General features: G+C 60.6%; 20 protein-coding genes. All 20 read left to right on the top strand.

Annotated features, from left to right (window positions below; genetic code table 11):
* Positions 1 to 15: 15 nt before the first annotated feature.
* The 20 genes from HM1_RS02455 to aroQ all read left to right on the top strand — a co-directional run bounded on the left by HM1_RS02455 (position 16) and on the right by aroQ (position 18,716).
* Positions 16 to 1,107: a type IV pilus twitching motility protein PilT gene (locus tag HM1_RS02455; RefSeq protein ID WP_012281683.1), complete on the top strand. Its 1,092-nt coding sequence runs from the start codon at positions 16 to 18 to the stop codon at positions 1,105 to 1,107.
* Positions 1,108 to 1,342: 235 nt separating this feature from the next.
* Positions 1,343 to 2,590 carry a type II secretion system F family protein gene (locus HM1_RS02450; RefSeq protein WP_012281682.1) on the top strand — a complete coding sequence of 416 codons (1,248 nt, stop codon included), beginning with the start codon at positions 1,343 to 1,345 and terminating at the stop codon, positions 2,588 to 2,590.
* Between the two features lie 35 nt (positions 2,591 to 2,625).
* Positions 2,626 to 3,102: a type II secretion system protein gene (locus HM1_RS14350; protein WP_012281681.1), complete on the top strand. Its 477-nt coding sequence runs from the start codon at positions 2,626 to 2,628 to the stop codon at positions 3,100 to 3,102.
* Between the two features lie 10 nt (positions 3,103 to 3,112).
* A complete protein-coding gene (locus tag HM1_RS02440; RefSeq protein WP_012281680.1) occupies positions 3,113 to 3,880 on the top strand; it encodes a prepilin peptidase in 768 nt (255 codons plus the stop codon).
* A gap of 71 nt (positions 3,881 to 3,951) precedes the next feature.
* Entirely contained in the window at positions 3,952 to 4,575 is a 624-nt protein-coding gene (locus tag HM1_RS02435; protein WP_012281679.1) for a PilN domain-containing protein, read from the top strand.
* Entirely contained in the window at positions 4,572 to 5,591 is a 1,020-nt protein-coding gene (locus HM1_RS02430; RefSeq protein WP_012281678.1) for a type IV pilus inner membrane component PilO, read from the top strand. The genes HM1_RS02435 and HM1_RS02430 overlap by 4 nt, the downstream gene beginning before the upstream one ends.
* Positions 5,592 to 5,798: 207 nt before the next feature.
* Positions 5,799 to 6,923, top strand: a complete 1,125-nt coding sequence (gene pilM / locus HM1_RS02425; RefSeq protein ID WP_041313137.1) for a type IV pilus assembly protein PilM — start codon at positions 5,799 to 5,801, stop codon at positions 6,921 to 6,923.
* Positions 6,924 to 7,116: 193 nt separating this feature from the next.
* Entirely contained in the window at positions 7,117 to 8,427 is a 1,311-nt protein-coding gene (locus HM1_RS02420; protein ID WP_148207058.1) for a GspE/PulE family protein, read from the top strand.
* Positions 8,428 to 8,430: 3 nt separating this feature from the next.
* On the top strand, positions 8,431 to 9,657 hold the full coding sequence (locus tag HM1_RS02415; RefSeq protein ID WP_012281674.1) for a type II secretion system F family protein: 1,227 nt from the start codon (positions 8,431 to 8,433) through the stop codon (positions 9,655 to 9,657).
* A 24-nt stretch (positions 9,658 to 9,681) separates the two neighbouring features.
* A complete protein-coding gene (locus tag HM1_RS02410; protein ID WP_012281673.1) occupies positions 9,682 to 10,137 on the top strand; it encodes a type II secretion system protein GspG in 456 nt (151 codons plus the stop codon).
* Between the two features lie 21 nt (positions 10,138 to 10,158).
* A complete protein-coding gene (locus HM1_RS02405; RefSeq protein WP_012281672.1) occupies positions 10,159 to 10,752 on the top strand; it encodes a PilN domain-containing protein in 594 nt (197 codons plus the stop codon).
* On the top strand, positions 10,736 to 11,488 hold the full coding sequence (gspM, locus tag HM1_RS02400) for a type II secretion system protein GspM (RefSeq protein WP_012281671.1): 753 nt from the start codon (positions 10,736 to 10,738) through the stop codon (positions 11,486 to 11,488). The genes HM1_RS02405 and gspM overlap by 17 nt, the downstream gene beginning before the upstream one ends.
* Positions 11,485 to 11,964: a hypothetical protein gene (locus tag HM1_RS02395; protein WP_012281670.1), complete on the top strand. Its 480-nt coding sequence runs from the start codon at positions 11,485 to 11,487 to the stop codon at positions 11,962 to 11,964. Before gspM ends, HM1_RS02395 begins: the two co-directional genes overlap by 4 nt.
* 8 nt (positions 11,965 to 11,972) lie before the next feature.
* Positions 11,973 to 12,422: a hypothetical protein gene (locus HM1_RS02390; RefSeq protein WP_012281669.1), complete on the top strand. Its 450-nt coding sequence runs from the start codon at positions 11,973 to 11,975 to the stop codon at positions 12,420 to 12,422.
* A gap of 54 nt (positions 12,423 to 12,476) precedes the next feature.
* Positions 12,477 to 12,995 (top strand): GspH/FimT family protein, encoded by a 519-nt coding sequence (locus HM1_RS02385; RefSeq protein ID WP_187147798.1) that lies wholly within the window; start codon positions 12,477 to 12,479, stop codon positions 12,993 to 12,995.
* A 38-nt stretch (positions 12,996 to 13,033) separates the two neighbouring features.
* Positions 13,034 to 13,591 carry a PulJ/GspJ family protein gene (locus HM1_RS02380; protein ID WP_012281667.1) on the top strand — a complete coding sequence of 186 codons (558 nt, stop codon included), beginning with the start codon at positions 13,034 to 13,036 and terminating at the stop codon, positions 13,589 to 13,591.
* 86 nt (positions 13,592 to 13,677) lie between these two features.
* Positions 13,678 to 13,986 (top strand): late competence development ComFB family protein, encoded by a 309-nt coding sequence (locus HM1_RS02375; RefSeq protein WP_012281666.1) that lies wholly within the window; start codon positions 13,678 to 13,680, stop codon positions 13,984 to 13,986.
* A gap of 19 nt (positions 13,987 to 14,005) precedes the next feature.
* The gene (locus HM1_RS02370) at positions 14,006 to 15,550 is read left to right on the top strand and encodes a TldD/PmbA family protein (protein ID WP_012281665.1); all 1,545 of its coding nucleotides are present in this window, start codon (positions 14,006 to 14,008) and stop codon (positions 15,548 to 15,550) included.
* 198 nt (positions 15,551 to 15,748) lie between these two features.
* Positions 15,749 to 17,095, top strand: a complete 1,347-nt coding sequence (locus HM1_RS02365; protein WP_012281664.1) for a TldD/PmbA family protein — start codon at positions 15,749 to 15,751, stop codon at positions 17,093 to 17,095.
* Positions 17,096 to 17,168: 73 nt separating this feature from the next.
* Positions 17,169 to 18,716, top strand: a complete 1,548-nt coding sequence (aroQ, locus tag HM1_RS02360; RefSeq protein WP_012281663.1) for a type II 3-dehydroquinate dehydratase — start codon at positions 17,169 to 17,171, stop codon at positions 18,714 to 18,716.
* Positions 18,717 to 18,780: the final 64 nt, after the last annotated feature.

The raw sequence follows: 18,780 nt of genomic DNA, 5'->3' as shown, positions 1-18,780 counted from the left end.
GGAGGCGCTTGCTCGATGCAGATCCATGATATCCTGATGCTCGCCACGGAGAAAAGAGCCTCTGACGTGCATATCACAGTCGGCCGACCGCCCTTGTTCCGGATCAACGGCAAGTTGATGCCGATGCAGGAATTGGGCGTCCCCATCGACAGCCCGTGGCTGCGTCCGCTCATGCCGCCCGATACGGACGCCTTGGTGCGGCAGGTGCTCAACGAGAAGCAATTGGCCAGCTTTGAACAGAAGGGAGAGGTCGACCTCTCCTATGCGGTGCCTGCGATCGGGCGCTTTCGTGTCAACGCCTTTCGCCAGCGAGGCAGTTCCGCCATGGTGCTGCGGATCATCCCGCTGAAGCCGCCTTCCTTTCACGAACTTGGCTTGCCTGAGGTGTTGGCCACCTTGGCGCGCCGCCCCAACGGCCTGGTGCTGGTCACCGGACCCACCGGCAGCGGCAAGTCGACGACCCTGGCCGCTATGATCGACCTGATCAACACAGAACGGGCCGAGCATATCATCACCCTGGAGGATCCCATCGAGTTTCTACACCGCCACAACAAGAGCATCGTCAACCAGCGGGAGATCGGCATTGACTCGCATTCCTTTGCCGGCGCGCTGCGGGCGGCCATGCGGGAAGACCCTGACGTCATCCTTGTCGGCGAGATGCGCGACTTGGAGACGATCGCCACAGCCATCACGGCAGCGGAGACGGGCCATCTGGTCATGGCCACCTTGCACACGAACGATGTGGCCCAGACCATCGACCGGATCATCGATGTCTTCGATGTGGGACAGCAGGCCCAGATCCGCATTCAGCTCGCTACGGTCCTGCAAGGGGTCGTCTGCCAGCAACTGTTGCCGCGCGCCGACGGCAAAGGGCGCGTCGTCGCGCAGGAGATCATGGTCTGTACGACTGCCATCCGCAACCTGATCCGGGAGGGAAAGACCCACCAGATCGCCACGGCGATCCAGACCGGCGGCAAGCTGGGCATGCAGACCATGTTCGCAGCTATCAAAACCCTGGTCACCAAAGGGATCGTGTCGCGGGAGGAGGCGGTGAAGAAGGTCGCCGATCCCGATGCGCTGATGCGGTATATGATGGATATGTACTGAGAAAAGGGCGATTGGACGAGGCTTTTCTAGACAAGAGGCCCTGTTTTTTCGATCGGCCTGTTAAACGGGTTTAATGTTTCGTTTAAGAAAGATTAATGGGAGAAAAAATCTCTTTGCAAAGCCTGCGCATGGGGGTAAAATGGAGTTACTATAAGTCATGGATGTCAATAGGAGCAAAGGCCTGTTTTTGGCTGACGTGCCCTCCGTTCATTCCCTCGCGTCGAGGTGAAGCAAGATGGCCTCATATCGGTTTAGAGCCCGCAACAAGCAGGGGGCGCTGCGGGAGGGAGTGCTACAGGAGGAATCGGAAAAAGCGGTCGCCATGACCTTGCGGGAGCAGGGATGGTTTGTCATCGAGGTGAGGCCTGAAAGAGGCCTTTCGGCAAAAGGGCAGTCGTCAGCCGCCGGTGCTGTCGGGGGATCCTTCGCCCTCTTCCGAAGATCAGTGCCTGCCAAAGATCTGGCTGTCTTCTGCCGCCAGTTGTCGACACTGGTCAATGCCGGTGTGGCCATCCACAGCGCCCTGTCGATCCTCATCCAGCAGTCCCGGAATGCCGCCTTGCGCCAAGCGTTGATCGACCTGTCCGGCGACCTGCAACGCGGCTTTACCCTTTCCCAGGCGGTCGGGCGGCATCCTAAGGTTTTCCCTGAGGTATTCGTCCACATGATCGAAGCAGGCGAATTGGGCGGCGTTCTTGAAGAGGTCTTGCAGCGCCTGGCCGGTCACTTTGAAAAAGACAATGAGACGAGAAACAAAGTCAAAGCAGCCTTGACCTACCCAGCAGTTGTCTTGCTGATCGGCATGGCCGCCGTCGCCTTTTTGCTGGGCTTTGTGATCCCCCGTTTTGCCGGTGTGCTCGGGGAACTGGGCGCTGAACTGCCTGCTTTGACTAAGCAGATGCTCGAACTGGCCGAACTGGTAAAAGCCTACTGGTGGACGTCTTTTATTGCCGCCTTTTTGGGCTTTTATGGTTTTCGCCAACTGCTGAAGACGCCGGAAATCCGCTTGCTTGTCGATACTTATGTGCTCAAGGTTCCTGTCTTCGGTGACATGCTGCTCAAGGTGTCTGTAGCCCGCTTCAGCCGCACCTTAGGTACCTTGATCCGCAGCGGCGTCCCCATGCTGCAGGCATTGGAGGTCGTCGAGAAAACAGCCGGCAATATGGCCGTATCCAAGGGGGTGATGGGTACCCGGGAGAGCATTCGCAAGGGCCAGGGGCTGGCAGAACCATTGCAGAAGACGGGCATCTTTCCGCCGATGGTCGTACAGATGGTGGCTGTCGGCGAAGAGACAGGGGCACTGGATACCATGCTGGAGAAGGTCTCCGACTACTATGAGATGGAAGTCGACGGGGTTGTGACGCGCCTTTCGACTATCATCGAGCCGATGATGCTCGTCTTTTTGGGCGGCCTGGTGGCTTTGATGGTCTTGGCCATGCTCCTGCCGATCTTTGATGTCATCGGCAGCGTCGGCGGAAGGTAACCGGAATTCGAGAATGAATGAAGGGGGTTTTCACATTGCTTAGGTATTTTCAGAAAAAATTCAAGAAGATGAAAGAACAGAAGGGCTTTTCCCTGATCGAACTGATGATCGTCGTATCCATCATCGGCATCCTTTTTGCCGTCCTGGTGCCCCGTCTGGGGAACTCGGTCGACAAGGCAAAGATCGCCGGTGTCAAGAGCGACATGCGCTCCTTTGAGACGGCAGTTCGGCAGTATTATATTGAGAAGAGTGAGCTTCCGACAGCTGATAAGTTGGCTCCGTCGTCTGGCCCAAAATATCTTGATGCGGATCCGACAAGTGTATATGACCCTTGGAAAGGGAAATATAAATATAAGCCTGTCAATAACAATAAGACTATATTAATTTATTCTACAGGGATAAATAAAGCAGATGATACCGAAGACGGTACCACTATTGCAAACGATGATATGGGCATAGAAATTGACTTCTCCTCCGGTTCTCCTGTGGTTACTCCTAAAGGATTGGATTAATGCATCGAATATGTTTTTCGCCTTATCTCTAGGTTTACTGATCGGCTCTTTCCTAAACGTCTGCATCTACCGCATCCCGCGGCAGATGTCTGTCGTCTACAAACGCTCCCGCTGTGTGTCCTGCGGGCGGCCCTTGTCGCCCGCCGAACTGATCCCCCTGCTCAGTTTTTTGCTCCAGCGGGGGCGATGCCGCGGATGTGGGGAAGGGATCTCCCTTCAGTACCCCCTTGTCGAAGGGTGGACCGCCCTGACCTTTGCGGCGCTCGCCGCCCTTTACGGCGGCCTTACCGCCGCCTGGGCGGCAGCGGCCCTTATGGCCGCTTTTTTTATCGTCATCGCCGTCATCGACCTGCAGCACAAGATCATCCCCAACAGGGTGCTCGGCGCTGCCTTCGTCGCCATCGCCCTCAGGCAGGCCGGGAAGGTCTGGACCGGTCAGGACGGCGGTCTCGCCCTGTTGCTGGATAGTTTGGCCGGCGGCGTCTTCGGCGCAGCCCTCTTATTCGCGGTCTTCTGGTTCAGCAAGGGCGGCCTCGGCCTGGGCGACGTCAAGTTTGCCTTTGTCTTCGGCCTGCTCCTCGGCTGGCCCGGCGCCCTCTGGGCCATCACCCTCTCCGCCCTATGCGGCAGTGTGGTCGGACTGGCGGGTATCGCCTCCGGCAGGTGGACGGGCAAGAGCCAGATACCCTTCGGGCCTTTTCTGGCCTTCGGGTATTTCACCGTCTATCTTCTCTTGGAAAGCAGCGCTGCTGCTGCGATCCGTGATTTTCTAGGCTAGGAAGATTCGTTCCGAGCCGACGGCATGGAACATGCTCGATAGATTCAGAGCCGTTAAGGAGCGTCGCCTTTGTGCAGTCGATCAATTTGCTCCCCCTTGAGTTGCGACCGAAAAAACTGGACAAGCGCGCCCTCTTCATCCGCAGCGGCCTTGCCGTCGGGCTGTTGGCCTGTGTAGCGGCGTATGGCGCATTCCTTGGAAAGCTCTATCTGTCTCGGCAGGAAAGCGAAGGCATTGCAGTGGAAATGGCGGAACTGCAACCGGAGTTGCGGCGGGTCGAGGCTGTGGAAAAAGAGATCCGAGAGATCCGGCAGAAGGCGGAGATCCTGGACAAGCTGCGCATCGCCCGTGTGCCCTGGTCCAAGGTCTTCACCGATGTAGCGGCGATGACCCCTGACGGGCTGTGGCTGGCTACGGTCACATTGAATGAGAACAACGCCGAGAAGGCGACCTTGCGGATCGAAGGGGAGACGACCGCCTTCGAGCAGGTCGGACTGTTTATCTTGCAGCTTCGCCAGCTCCCTTATTTTTCAGACGTAGAGTTGGTCGACGCCCGAGACAAGGCCGTCGATCGGAGGTGGGTGACCCGCTTCCAGGTCGAGGCCCAACTGGCCCCGATGCCTAAGGAGCTGCTGCCGTCGAATCCAAATCCAGCCAAAACAAGCGGCGCCGCCCAAGGGGGTGAGCGGCGATGAGGCTGCCGAAGTTTCCCGGGCTGTCCTTCTCCTTTCGCCGGATTCTCTCTATTCCCGCCTTCTTTTCCCTTTCCTCGCCTGCGGAGACGGGCGGTGACAACTGGTGGATGGCGCGGACGAAGCGGGAACGGGTGCTCCTGTCGCTCTTCGGTGCCGCCGTCGCCGGCGCCGGTCTATACCTCCTCGTGCTGGAGGGGCAGCTCGATCAGTTCTCCACCCTGTCGACCGAGCTTCCCGTATCGAAGCAGCAGTTGGAATCGGCAAAAAGACGCATTCAGAACAGACAAGGCCTGGAACAGGAGCTGGAAGCCAGCCGGAACAAATACCGCGATGTCATCAGCGCCTATCCTGCTGCGCTGTCCAGCGGATCGATGGCGGTGCTGATCGGGGAAGCGGCAAAGGCGTCGAAGGTGACCATCAAGTACTTCGTCCCCCAGCCCAAGCTGGATCTCCCGGACAGCAAGGGAAAGCTGATCGCGGAGATTCCCGTAGATATCGTCGCCGAGGGGACCTTCGACGCCCTCGTCGACTTCTCGTCGCGGTTGGAGACGCTGCGCGGCGGCGCCCTGGTTCGCAATTTTGCCATCACCTGGGAGACCCGCGACAAGGACAACAAGGGCAAAGGCAGTGACGGGAAGAAGGAATCGGGCAATGTCCTCAGCGAATTGATCGATAGCGTCGTCAACACCCTGTCCAAGTCGCCCAACGGCGATGCGGCGGGGCAGCAAAAAAGTGTGAACAACATGACGGCGCGGCTGCCCCGCGCCGAGTACCGACCGGGCAACAAGGAAAAACCGCCGACGACCACGATAAATGCGGCCTATAGGGTCTGCTTTTTTGAAGTGGGAGCCGGCGGAGGCCCCGATGTGGTCGATCTGAGCCAGTACCGGGTCGGCCGGCCCAATCCCTTTGAGCCCCATGTCTGGGATCAGGCCAATCCCTGGCTGGGCGAGCTTCCTGAACTGTCGCCGCCTGTCACGGAGCCGCCCGGCCTCAACCCGGGTGGGACGCCCTGAAGTCCCCGCCGTGCCATCCCGGTGACCCCCTGGCTGCCGTTGTTGCCAAAGCCTCCTCGCGCGGCGCCAACCATCTAGCCGAAAGCGGCGCACAGCGCCGGCACCTGACCTTCCGCCGATCCCACCGGATAGATCCCCGTGCCGCCGGCAGGGCACCATCAGCGGAATGAGAATGATCCACCCTTTGAAATAGAGCAGGTGAGGAAGATGTTCGGACCGACCATCACCCTGGGCGTCGAGATCGCAAGCACGGCGGTGCGCATGGTCGAGGTATCTCGGCGCAATCAGCGCTTTGCGATCGTGGCTGCCTTGAAGCAACCCTTTTCGCCACCGGCAGGGGAAATCAACAGTGACGCCTATTATCAGGCGCTGGAGGCCGCTATCGAGAAATGCCTGGCCGGTCTGCGAAAAAAAGCGAAGCGGGCAGTGCTCGCCTTTCCGTCGCGCCATCTGATCTCGCGCCAGATCCGCATGCCTCATATGCCGGATGATGAGATGCGAGCGTCTCTGCGCTGGGAGTTAGAGAAGTATGTCCCCCTTTCAGCCGATGATTACGTCTATGATTATCTCCACCAGGGCGTCATCGACGTGGAAGGCGACCGGATGGCCCAGCTGCTCTTGGTGGCTCTGCCCAAGGAAGAGGTCCTCCGGCATCATGCATGTCTGAAAAGGGTGGGATTGACGGTCACCGCCGTCGAGATATCCTCCTTCGCCCTCAGCCGGCTTCTCAATGTGATGCGCGAAAAGGATCTCCGGACCTACGGTTGTCTGGATATGGGCTATGATCGTTCTACGCTGACTGTGTTTCGGGAAGGCAAGGTGCAGTTCATCCGCTTTATCCAGATGGGCGCGGCCCGGCTGGAGGAAAGCCTGGCGCAGACCTTCCCTGTCGAGACGATCCGGCTGCGGCTGGCGGAGGCGGCTGTCACGACCGAAGCGACGGCGACTTACGAAGGGGCGCCGGCGGCAGAAGAGGCGGCCGTAACAGAGACGGCGGTGGCGGAAGCCCCGGAGGCCTACGGAGCGGCCGCCCAGATGCAGTTTTTGCTGCAGTCCTTCTTTGCCGATCTGATCGTGGAAGTCCGTCGCTCCCTGGATTTTTACAACCTGCAATACCGGGACGACAACTTCTCCCACCTCGTGCTCTGCGGGGGTCTCTCCCGGTTGCGAGGGATCGACGCCTATTTCACGCAGGAGTTCAAGCTGCCTGTCTCTGTCGTAGATATGCAGACGAGCCTGGTGGCTCAGATCAAGCCCGCTTGCCTCGAACAGCTCACGCCCGACATGGCCGTCGTCACCGGGCTGGCCTTGCGCAGTGCCGAGGAGGATTAGGTTTTAAAAATTGGCGAAAGCAGTCGACCTTCGCCGACAGATGTTCTTATCGGGAATGCTTTGCTGTCTCAGCGAGGCATTCTTTTATTTTTCGTTCAAACAAATTACAGGATTTTTCAAATTTAGATAGAAATGAAAACAATGGGGTGAGAAAACAGGCGACTTTGGAAGGACCGGACGAGGGGGAGAAAAAGTGTCATTTAATCCCAGCAACCAGCCGAGTGATGGTGAGCCCTGGCAGGTTATGGCAGGGAGCGAAAAAGGCATCATCGTACCGTCTCGAAGGCCTGATAGCGCCTTCGGCGACCGGGATGATGCAACCGAGGGATGGAGTCAGCTTTCTGTCGTTGAACTGGTCGAGGAGATGATCCTGCGGGCGGCCCGGGAGCGGGCCACAGACATCCATATTGATCCGATGGAGACGAAAAGTCGGGTGCGCTTTCGCGTCGACGGGTTGCTTCGCGATGAGCAGCTGTTGCCGAAAGGGCTGCACGGGCAGGTGGTCTCTCGGATCAAGGTCCTGGCCGGCATGGACATCGCCCGGCGGCGGATCGCACAGGATGGCCGGATTCAGGTCACCATGCCGGACAAGCAGATCGACCTGCGTGTATCGACGCTTCCGACGCTTTTCGGCGAAAGATGCGCCCTCCGGATGTTAGATAAGAAACAGGCGCCGCTGAACCTTGATCAACTGGGATTTCTGCCGGACGCCCTGGCAGCCTTTCAGGCCTTGATGGGCAACGCCTACGGCATGATCCTGGTGACGGGACCCACGGGGGCCGGCAAGACGACGACCTTGTACGCGGCGGTGAACGCCGTCAAGAGCCCCGAAAAAAACATCATCACCATCGAAGACCCGGTGGAGTACATCCTGAGCGGCATCAACCAGGTGCAGGTCAATGCCAAATCGGGCATCGATTTCACGGAAGGGTTGCGGGCGATTTTGCGCCATGATCCTGACGTGATCCTGATCGGGGAGATTCGGGACAAAGAAACAGCCGACATCGCCGTCAAGGCGGCGACGACAGGCCATCTCGTTTTTTCGACGTTGCATACAGGCGATGCCGCCGAGGCGGCAGGTCGGCTCATCGATATGGGGGTGGAGCCCTTTCTCGTGGCTTCCGCCGTCTCCGGCATCGTGGCCCAACGGCTGGTTCGGCGGATCTGCCGCTCTTGCAAGACGAGCTACCATCCGCCTCGGTCCTCGCCGGAGCGGATCTTCCTGGAGAAGGCGGGGATGCAAACAGACATCCTTTACAGAGGCGCCGGCTGCAACCGGTGCAACCAGACAGGTTTTGACGGGCGACTGGCCATCCATGAGGTGATGGTCGTCCGTTCGAGCTTGCGAGAACTGATCATCGCGAAAGCCAGCACCGAAGCCATCCGGGCGAAGGCGGTCGAAGCAGGCATGATCGGACTGGTCGCTGATGGGCTGGCAAAAGCGATCTTAGGGGAGACGACGGTGCAGGAAGTCATGCGGGTCGCCTTTCGGATGGACGGCTAAGCCATGCCTGTCTTCGCCTATAAAGCGCGCGATCGCAGCGGCAAGGCCGAGGAAGGACTGTTGCAAGCCTCGTCCGAAAAAGCGGCAGCCCGGACGTTGCAGCAGCTCGGCCGCTACGTTGTCGACCTCCGGAGGAAGGACCAGCCTCGGCGACTGCCCGATATCCGCTTGCACGGTTCGCTGCCTTGGCGGCGGCCGGTGGATGCCCGCCAGTTGTCGGGCTTTTGTCGGCAACTGGCGGCTTTAGTGGACGCCGGCATCCCTATGTGCACGAGCTTGTCTATGGTGGCGCGGCGACTGAGGCCGCCGGCGCTCCAAAGGGCGGCGCAACAGGTGGCCTTGGCTCTGTCGCAGGGGGAAACGCTGATCAGCGCCTTGGAGCAACAGCGCCATGTCTTTCCTGAGCTCTTTGTCCGCCTCGTGGAAACGGGAGAGGCGGGCGGGGTTCTGGACCAAAGCCTCCATCGGCTGGCCGATCACTATGATAAGGAATCTGCCATAACGCGAAAGATCCGAGCGGCCTTGCTCTACCCCGCGCTGGTCCTGGCAACGGCAGGCGGATCGACGGTCTTTTTTTTCCTCTATGTCATTCCCGCTTATTCGGCCTTGCTGACGAGCCTGGGGATGGGGTTGCCCGAGATCACCCGCTTTGTGTTGGCGCTGGCGAAGTGGATCGGTGACTATGGCCTCTGGATGATGCTGTCGGCGGCGCTGGGCTTCTTTGGGTTACGGCGTCTGATGCAAAAGGGTGGCTATCGAATTTTACTGGAGAAGGCGCTCTTGCGAGCACCTGTCCTTGGCGGCTTGCTCCACCGTGCCGCCATCGCCCGGGTCAGCAGAAGCCTGAGCATTCTGGTCGGAAGCGGCGTTCCCATTATCCAAGCGCTGGCGATCGTGGAAAAGGTGGCTCTTTACCGCAGTCTGGCGGAAGCGGTGCGGGGGGTGCGCAGCGGCGTCGGCAAAGGACATCCCCTGCACCAAATGATGGAGCGCTCACCCTTGTTCCCGCCGGAGTTCGTCCATCTCGTCTACATCGGCGAGGAAAGCGGAGCGCTGGATGTTCTTTTAGAGAAAACGGCGGAATATTTCGAGGCGGAGGTGGACGGCGCTGTCCATCGGTTGATGATCCTGTTGGAACCGATGCTGCTCTTTCTGATGGCAGGGGTCGTCGGGTTCTTGGCCCTTTCCCTGCTCATGCCGCTGTTCGAGATGATCAACGGAACGCCGTAACAGACCGGGAAAGGGGGAGCGGAGATGGGCCGGCAGTTTCGACGGGGGGAAATGGGATTTACGCTGGTGGAGGTGATGCTTGTGGTGACGCTCATCGGTCTGATGCTCTTTTTGTTCGCGCCCAGGTTGTCGGCAGCGCCCGAAAAAGCCAAGCTGTCGTCAGTCCATAATGACTTTCGCGCCCTCGAAATGGCAGTTCGCCACTATTTCATCGATCAGGGGAAACTTCCGTCGGCGGCGGACTTGCAGTACGCCAACCTGCTCGACAAAGACTTGGCTGCAGTCGCGCCGACCGGCCTGAATATCTGGAAGGATCCTTGGGGGAGCGCTTACCAGTATGAACCGAAGAACGTCGGGGCAATGCCTGCGACGGCGCGGATGGTATCCTACGGGCCGAACCGTCTTCCCGGAGGCGACGATTTGTCGGTGACTTTCGCGATTGCCGATGGCAAGCTGGTCGTCACACAATCCGGGTTTTAGCGGGCAGGGGAGGGGTTGGCAGTGGCCGAGATCAACCTGCTGCCGAGTCCGCTGCGGGCAAAAGGAAGAGGGGTGCTCCGGCGACTGGCCCTTTCGCTGGTCCTATGTTCGCTTGCGGCTGTGCTCCTCTATGCCGGCGCGGAAAGGCAGATGAGTCGCCTGGTTGAGCGAGCGGAGATTGTTGAAACAGAGGCCGGCCAGCTGGCAAGCCGGCAGGCACAGGAACAGGAAAAAAAGCGCAACAGGCAAGAAGAGTCATTTTTGACAGCCTTGCTGAGGGAGTCTCCCCGTTGGTCGGAACGCCTGCGAGATCTCGACGACGCATTGTCGGAAGGGCCGCTGCGCCTGACTGCGATCATGATGGAAGGCGACGCCTTGCTTTTGGAGGGGAGCGGCAGCAGGCTGTGTGCAGTCGGCGATTTCATGGATAAGCTCAAGGGAACAGCCGGTTTTTCGGAAGTCTCCTTGCTGGACGGGACGTATGAGGAGGATGGTGCCGTTACGTTCCGATTGTACTGCCGGTTGCCCGGGAAAATCTCGCCCTCCCAATGGGAGCGCTTATCTGAAGCGGGCAAGGCGGGAAAAGGAGGCCTGAACGATGGAGGGGCTCCTTGACTGGTTGGAACGAAGAACCCGGCGTGAGCAGGCGCTCTTCCTTATAGCGGCGCTGACGCTGTTTGCTGCCTTCGCGTACAGGCTCTTTTTTGAGCCCCTTTGGCAGCAATACCGTCTGCATGCAGAGCGCCTTCGTTCGGCTCAGGCGATGACGGAACAGCTTCGAAGGCATCAGGCGGAGCCAGGCCAAGCCGATGCGCCTGAGGCCGAGTCTCTCCGAGCGCTGTCCGCCTGTTCTGATGGCGCAAAACAGGTGACGGCCATCGCCGAGGCGGCCGAGGCAACAGGGGTGAAACTTCGGCGTGTCATCGGCGATCATCCCGCCGCAGAGGGCCGGCTGCGCAAGGGCGTGTTCACGATTGTTCTCGAAGGAGATGAGGGGGATCTGCGAGAGTTTTTAGACCAATTGGGAAAAAGAGCATCCGCCTTTTATGTGCAGGCCTTTGTTTGGCTCCGACAGGATGGGCAAGCTACGGCCGATCGGGACGGGTTGTTGACCAACCTCCGCTGGACAGAGGCGTCGGCCTTGTTGCAGCGGTTGAGGGAGACGATCAGAACAGACAGCGCCGGCTCTGCCGGTGATAAGACGGTTGCGGCAGAAAGGTCGACATCGGCGATGCTGGCGGGACTGAGGCTGGTCTTTTTCTCGGTGGACGGTCAGCGTGAAGGGGCTGGGGCCAACGTCCCCTGGCAAGAGGCGATCCAACCGGCAAAGAGGGGAGAAGATGAACCGTGAGCAATCGGTTGAGCAGGGGGGAACAGGGCAGCATCTTGACGGAGGTGCTGATCGCCTTGCTGCTGTTGGCTTTGACAGCCCTTCCCCTCTACAGCGTGATGGTTGTGGCGGAACGATTGGAGCGCCGGAGCGAACGCTTTGCCCAGATGCTGACGCTGGCTCGGCAGGTAATGGAATTGAAAGGCACTGCGATGAAAGCTGATCCCGGTCAGGCGGACAGCCGCCTCCCTGCGGGAGTCGCCATACCGGATGGTTTTCGCTGCCAAGTGACGGTGCAAGACGCCGCAGATCCGGCGGGGTTGCCCTTGAAGGAGGTGTCAGTGATCGTATGGGACCAGGCGAATGCCCGACCGGTCGAGGCCGGCGGCGGCGCCGAGACGGCGCCATCGGAGATATCTGCAGCGGAGACGCCCTCGGCGGCAGGGTCGAAGTGCGCCCTGGCCATGCTGGTCGCTCTGCCGGACGAGGCGAGGTAGGCGCTGGGTTGCTCTACCTGTTTTTCATCATCGCCGCATTGGCGACGATGGCGGCGACGGTCACGGCCATGGGAAATTACACCTGGTCATCAGTCCGCACGCAGGCGCGGGCTGAACAGCTTCTCTACAGCGCTGAGTCGGGCATCGAAGCAGCCCTGGCCGCGGCAGAGGACTGGCTAAAGCGCCGACCCGATTGGGAAAGCCCGCCGGAGGCGGCGTCGCTGGCAAGCCACCTTGCCGCCAGGCTCCCCGGCTTTTCCCTGGGTGAGAGCAAGGTGCGGTTGACGTACCGGACGGTGACAGGCAAGCCGTTCTCTCTCGATGTGATCGCATCTGCTGAGGGAGACGGCGGTCGTTTCGCCATGTTGGCCCGCTTGGGGATGGAGAAAAGGGAGGCCGGCCTATGGCAGGTATCCTCGGTGGAGCGATCCCTGTTGAGAAGCGTCTCTGCCCGCTGACCGTAGGGGAGCGCTTTGTACATAAGTGGGATGAGATAAGGGGGGCCGATGGGAGTGCCGATTCAGCGCGGGATGGCCGCCGTCGGGACGATGCGCGGATATACGCTCGTTGAGGTCTGCCTTGTCCTCGTCTTGCTCGGCAGCCTTTTGCTGGCGAGCGGCCCCTTTTTGAGCCGCTGGTACGGGCAGTTATCGCTGGAAGCGGCAGCGCGTCAGGTGCAGACGGACCTCCTGTCTGCCAGGGACAAGGCGGTGCTGGAACAACGGAATGTAGCGCTGGTCTTCGTCATTGAAAGTCCCAACTACCGCATCACCTATAGTGACGATGAACGGAAAAGCGAAAGCCGGACACTGCCGGGAGGGGTCGTTGTCAAAACAACCAGCTTTAACGTGACTTCGAACATGTATCGGAACACCTTTATTTTCGCCACCGATGGGAGGGCCGGCATGCCCGGCATGGGAGGGACGGTCATGTTGCAGGGGAGCAATGGACGCAACCGCTATGTGATCGTGTCCCGGAACGGGCGTGTGCGCATCGATTCAATGCCGCCGCCGAGCGGCGAAGTCTCCTGATGAATCAAGATAGGGGCGTTTTGTTAAGGAAGATTGCGATGCTGACAATGAAAAAGCCGCTTTGCCCGGAGGCGGCAGTGAAGCGTCGGCGCAAAGGGGAGGGCTCATCCGGCATGACCCTCATCGAGGTCTTGCTGGCCATGACCATCGCAGGCATCCTGCTCCTGATGGGCTTGCGGTTGCTCAATACGGGCATGGCCATCGTCGATGTGGAAAGTCACCGTATGGAGGGGAACAGCGGCGTCCGCTGGGTCTTAGCCTGGATGGCCAAGGATCTGCGGTATGGGCGTGATATCCGCATTTACAACGGCGGCACCCGCGTCGACTGTCAGGTACTGGTCGAAAACAGCGGCCTCTTGACCTGGGTCGATGTTCGGTACACCCTGGAGGCGGGCACCGTCCAGCGGCGGGAAGGGGCTGACACGAAACCGCTCGCTTCCGGCATCGAAGGTCTGCATGTCACAAGGCTGGCGGCGCCTGCCGGTTCGGGCGAGTCACCCATTCAAGTTATGGTAAAGCAGGCTGGTCACAGGAGGAACTCTCATTCCTTCGTCGAACTCTCTACCATAGTTGTACCTCGCGGCGTTGTTCCGTAGCAGTCGAGGACGCGCCGGCGGGCATTGGGAGGCGTCTTCGCGCTGAAAGGCCATACATTTCCGGCGCGACCGGAGGAGGGTTCAGGATGATCCACAATCTCATGGAGGGCGTCGTCGCAAACTTTTTAGACGATCTGTTGACACAGCACCCGGAAGTCTGCCGTTGCAGCCAATGTCGCATGGATATCATGGCCGCAGCGCTGAACCGTCTCCCGCCGCGGTATGTGGTCACCGACAAAGGGGAAGTCTATTCGAAGATCAATCTGCTGGCCAACCAGTTTCATGTCGATATCATCGGCGCCATCGCCCATGGCATGATGCTCGTCGCCAAAAACCCCCGCCATGCGAGACCGGAGGAGGCGGCGGAACCTGCTAAGGCAGATAGCGACAAATAAGGACTGGAGGGGGAGCCCGTTGCTGCATCGACCTGCTGTCGACGATCTGCGGGATGTGCTTCAGATCGCGCTGCGCCAGGGCGCTGATTTTGCTGATATCTTCATCGAGAAGAAGTCGGTCAACGGGATCGGCTGTGATGACAACAAGATCGAGCGGATCCACTCGGGGATCGATATCGGTGCCGGCATCCGCGTCATCGCCGGGGAGTCGACGGCCTATGCCTACACGAACGACCTCAGTCTAGAGGGACTGGGCCATGCGGCCCAGGTGGCCAGCCACGCCGCTCGCGGCGGCGCAGCCTCTCGTCCCATCGACCTGACGAAGCGGTCGTCGCCGGTGCAGATGGTCATTGAATCGCGTCCCGACGAGGTGGCCCTTGAGGACAAGGTGGAACAGGTGCTGCGGGCCAATCGCCATGCCCGCAACATCGACGACCGGATCAAACAGGTGACCGTCGGGTACGGCGATGTGGTCCAGGAGGTGACCATCGCCAACTCGGAGGGCGATTATATCGAAGATGAGCGGATCCGCACGCGCTTCGTCGTCCACGCTGTGGCGGCGGACGGCGCCGTCATCCAGACAGGCTATGAGGCCCTGGGTGGGACGAAGGGCTTTGAGATCTTTCAGGAGCGCGATCCGGAGTCACTGGCCCAAGCAGCCGTCGATCGGGCGCTTTTGATGCTGACGGCCAAGCCGGCGCCATCGGGCAAGATGCCTGTCGTCATGTCCAGCGCCGCCGGCGGCACTATGGTCCATGAGGCCTGCGGCCACGGCTTGGAGGCCGACTTAGCCCAGAAAGGCCTCTCCGTCTACGCCGGCAAGGAAGGACAGCAGGTAGCGTCACCGCTGGTGACGGTCGTCGATGACGGCACCATCGCCGGCAAGTACGGCACCCTCCGCTTTGACGACGAAGGGACGCCGGGGCAGAAGAACGTCCTGATCGAAAAGGGCATCCTCAAGGGATTTATGCACGACCGCTTCACCGCCGGAAAGGAGAAGCGACCCTCCACCGGCAACGGTCGGCGCGAGTCTTACCAGCATAAGCCTCTTCCGCGCATGACGAATACCCTCATCGCCTCAGGCGACGAGATCCCGGAAAAGATCATCAGGGACACGAAGCGGGGTCTTTTTGTCAAGAAGATGGGTGGCGGCCAGGTGAATACGACCAACGGCGACTTCGTCTTCGATGTGGCCGAAGGCTATCTGATCGAAAACGGCGAGATCGGCGCGGCGGTGCGCGGCGCCACTTTGACCGGCAACGGCCCTGAGGTGCTGCGGCAGATCGACCGCGTCGGCAACGACCTCGGCTACGCCATCGGCACCTGTGGCAAAGACGGTCAGGGTGCGCCGGTGTCAGACGCCCAGCCGACGCTGCGCATCACCTCCCTGATCGTGGGAGGAACCGGCGCGGCGGAGCGCGGCGATGAAGAGGACGGGCAGGCGGCGCCAGGCGGTAGAGGCGGCGCCGGCACAGGCGCGGGCGGCGGCGTCGGCGGCGGACTGCGCCGCCTGTCTGCCTTTGACCTGCTGAACAACCACGCCGGCCGGATCCGGCGTCTGTGACACCCATAGACATTGGGCCATGCCCGTTCTGCGGGTGTGGCTTTTTTGCCCTCAACCGGCAAGGTTTATCGGATCGCAGGTCCATAAAACCCCGATAGTGCCGGACGGTTGCAGGATGAACAGTGTAGGGCCGGTAATTTCGCCGGGATAGCAAGCGGATTTGCCGGCGCGGGCAAACTGACAACAGGAGGTGTGGCGGTGAGCCACCTTGCGATGCGGGAACTGGCCCGCCGGATGGTCGAACGGGCGCAGGCGAAGGGCGCGAACCTGTCCGAGGCCTACGGCCTTGACGCTAAGGAGCTTTCCATCGATGTCTCCAAAGGCATCGTGGAAACGATGAAGCTGGCCGAGGATCGCGGCATCGGCATCCGCCTTTTTCAGGGCGGCAAAATGGGTTATTCCTATACGTCCGACCTTTCGGAAAAGGCGCTAGAGGAGACTGTGGACAGGGCGCTGGCCAACGCCCGCTGGAACGCCGAGGATCGCTTCCGGGGCCTGCCGGGCAAAGCGGATCGGTATCCCGACGTGAAGACCTATGACCCCTCTCTGGCCGTGGTCTCGGTGGAACAGAAGATCGAACTGGCCAAAGCGATCGAGGCGGCGGCAAAGGCTGTCGATGGACGGATAAAAATCATCGAGCGTTCCAGCTACACCGATACCGAGTATACGGTGACGATCATCAATTCTCAGGGCGTCGATGTGGCCTGCCGGGGGGCCTACTGCGGCGGCTATGCCTACCTGGTGGCCGAGGAGAACGGTGAGAGCCAGACCGGCTTTTCCCTCTCTTACGGCTTAAGCTTTGACGGCATCGATCCGGAGCAGATCGGACGCGAGGCGGCAGAAAAGGCCTTGCGCATGCTCGGCGCGAAGCCCGTATCGTCTCGGCGCGCTCCTGTCGTCTTTGACCCTTACGTGGCCACTCAGTTCCTCGCCATCCTGGCGCCGTCGCTGACGGCGGAGGCCGTCCAAAAAGGCAAGTCGCTCTTCGCCGGGAAAGAGGGACAGCCCATCGCCGCCCCGGAGGTGACCGTCATCGACGACGGCCGCATGGAAGGGCGGATCCTCTCGGCCCCCTTTGACGGCGAAGGCGTGCCCACGTCGCGGACGGTGCTGATCGACAAGGGGACCCTGGCGGGCTATCTGCACAACACCTATACGGCCGCCAAAGCAGGGGCGGTGTCAACAGGCAACGGCTCACGAGGCTCCTTCCGGGGGACGCCGGAGGTGGGGACGACCAACTTTTATCTGCAAGCCGGAAACTGCGCGCCCGGCGAGCTGATCGGCCAGATCGAATCCGGTTTTTATGTGACCGAGGTGATGGGCATGCACACGGCGAACCCCATCTCGGGCGATTTTTCCGTCGGCGCCGCCGGGCTCCTGATCGAGCAGGGGCGGCTGACACGTCCGGTCCGGGGCGTCGCCCTCGCCGGCAACCTTCTCGACTGGCTGCAAGGGATCGACGGCGTCGGCAGCGACCTGACCTTCTTCATCGGCAAGGGTGCGCCGACGCTGCGCGTCAAAGAAATGGCCATCAGCGGCCCTTAAGTCGTTGTTGCCGCCGGGGCTTTTGTGGTAAAATGCTGAGGGAAATGGGGGATCTCGCCTGAATGCGCGCATTTTGCTGCTCAACGGTCCCAACCTGAATCTGTTGGGCCGCCGCGAACCGGCCCGGTACGGGACGACGACGCTGGCGGAGATCGAGAAGGCCGTCAGTGAACTCGGCCGCAGTTGGGGCTGGGAGGTTGTCTGCTTTCAGTCGAACCATGAAGGCGCGCTGATCGACTGCATCCACAACGCCTTCGGCCGTGTCGATCTGATCATCATCAACCCTGGCGCCTACACCCATACCTCCGTCGCGTTGCGGGACGCCCTGGCCGGCGTCGCCATCCCGGTGATCGAGGTGCACCTCAGCAATATTCACGCTCGGGAAGAATTTCGTCACCATTCCTTCATTGCGCCCATCGCTGTCGGGCAGATCGCCGGTTTCGGCGCTGATGGGTATCGGCTGGCCATGGAAGGGGCCCGCCATTACCTGACAGTCCGGAAGGGCGGCGAGGGGCAGCACCGGCCGGAACAAAGCCCTGTTCCGCTGGCCCAGGCTGCCCAGTCTCGGGTTGCGCGGCTGCGCCAGCGCTGGGGTGACGGCATCGACGCCTTCCTGATCCTGTCCCCGGAAAACCGCCGCTATCTCTCCGGTTTCACCGGTTCGGCCGGCTTTTTGCTCGTCGATCGGGAAGGCCAATGGCTGGCTACCGATTTTCGCTACTGGGAACAGGCGAGGGAACAAGCGCCCGACTGGACGCTGCTCCGGCAAAAAGGCGCCTGGACGGAGGCGCTCCGGGAGGCGGTCGCCGACCGGGGTTGGCGGAACATCGCCGTGGAGAGCGATGTGGTCACCCTCGAACAGCAGCAAAAGCTGAGGACGGCTCTGCCCGATGTGCACTGGGTCCCGCGCCAGGGGGTTGTAGAGTCGCTCCGGATGGTCAAAGACGAAGGGGAACAGTTGGCGCTGAGCCGCGCCGCCGCGCTGGCTGATCGGGGCTTTCAACATATACTTGGTTATATGCGACCGGGGATGACCGAGCGGGACGTGGCCCTTGAGTTGGAGTTTTTTCTCCGGCGGGAGGGCGCCCAGGGCGTCTCTTTCGCCTTCATCGTCGCCTCCGGCGAACGGTCCGCCTTGCCTCACGGGGTCGCCTCGGACAAAAAGATCGGGACAGGGGAACTGATCACCCTCGACTTCGGCTGTATCCTTGAAGGGTACTGTTCCGACATGACCCGGACAGTGATCTTCGGTCCGCCGACAGCGGAGCAGCGCAAGGTCTATGACACGGTCCTCGATGCCCAGAAACGGGCCTTGGACGCTATCGCTCCCGGAAAAAGCGGGCGTGCCATCGATCGGATCGCCCGGGATGTGATCGAGGCGGCCGGTTACGGCGAGCACTTCGGTCATGGTCTCGGCCATGGCGTCGGGTTGCTCGTCCATGAAAACCCGCGTCTATCTGCCCTGTCTGAGGATGTCTTGGAGCCTGGCCACGTGGTCACCGTCGAACCGGGGATCTACATTCCCGGCTGGGGCGGCGTCCGCATCGAAGACCTGGTCATCGTCACAGCCGACGGTTGCCGCAACCTGACCACATCGCCGAAGGAACTGCTCGTCCTGTAAAGGAAAGTTGCCTGCAGCGGGTGTCGCCGAAGGGCTTTTATCCCGCGCGCAAGCTTTCAGATCA

This window comes from Heliomicrobium modesticaldum Ice1, assembly GCF_000019165.1.
GTDB lineage: Bacteria > Bacillota > Desulfitobacteriia > Heliobacteriales > Heliobacteriaceae > Heliomicrobium > Heliomicrobium modesticaldum.
Note: the sequence above shows the minus strand (reverse complement) of the source record. Positions and strands in the feature narration are given on the sequence as shown.

Bases quoted from the DNA above. Each gene is read 5' to 3' on its own strand.
- HM1_RS02455 (WP_012281683.1), top strand. From the start codon at position 16: ATGCAGATCCATGATATCCTGATGCTCGCCACGGAGAAAAGAGCCTCT.
- HM1_RS02450 (WP_012281682.1), top strand. From the start codon at position 1,343: ATGGCCTCATATCGGTTTAGAGCCCGCAACAAGCAGGGGGCGCTGCGG.
- HM1_RS02440 (WP_012281680.1), top strand. From the start codon at position 3,113: ATGTTTTTCGCCTTATCTCTAGGTTTACTGATCGGCTCTTTCCTAAAC.
- HM1_RS02430 (WP_012281678.1), top strand. From the start codon at position 4,572: ATGAGGCTGCCGAAGTTTCCCGGGCTGTCCTTCTCCTTTCGCCGGATT.
- pilM (WP_041313137.1), top strand. From the start codon at position 5,799: ATGTTCGGACCGACCATCACCCTGGGCGTCGAGATCGCAAGCACGGCG.
- HM1_RS02415 (WP_012281674.1), top strand. From the start codon at position 8,431: ATGCCTGTCTTCGCCTATAAAGCGCGCGATCGCAGCGGCAAGGCCGAG.
- HM1_RS02410 (WP_012281673.1), top strand. From the start codon at position 9,682: ATGGGCCGGCAGTTTCGACGGGGGGAAATGGGATTTACGCTGGTGGAG.
- gspM (WP_012281671.1), top strand. From the start codon at position 10,736: ATGGAGGGGCTCCTTGACTGGTTGGAACGAAGAACCCGGCGTGAGCAG.
- HM1_RS02380 (WP_012281667.1), top strand. From the start codon at position 13,034: ATGCTGACAATGAAAAAGCCGCTTTGCCCGGAGGCGGCAGTGAAGCGT.
- HM1_RS02375 (WP_012281666.1), top strand. From the start codon at position 13,678: ATGATCCACAATCTCATGGAGGGCGTCGTCGCAAACTTTTTAGACGAT.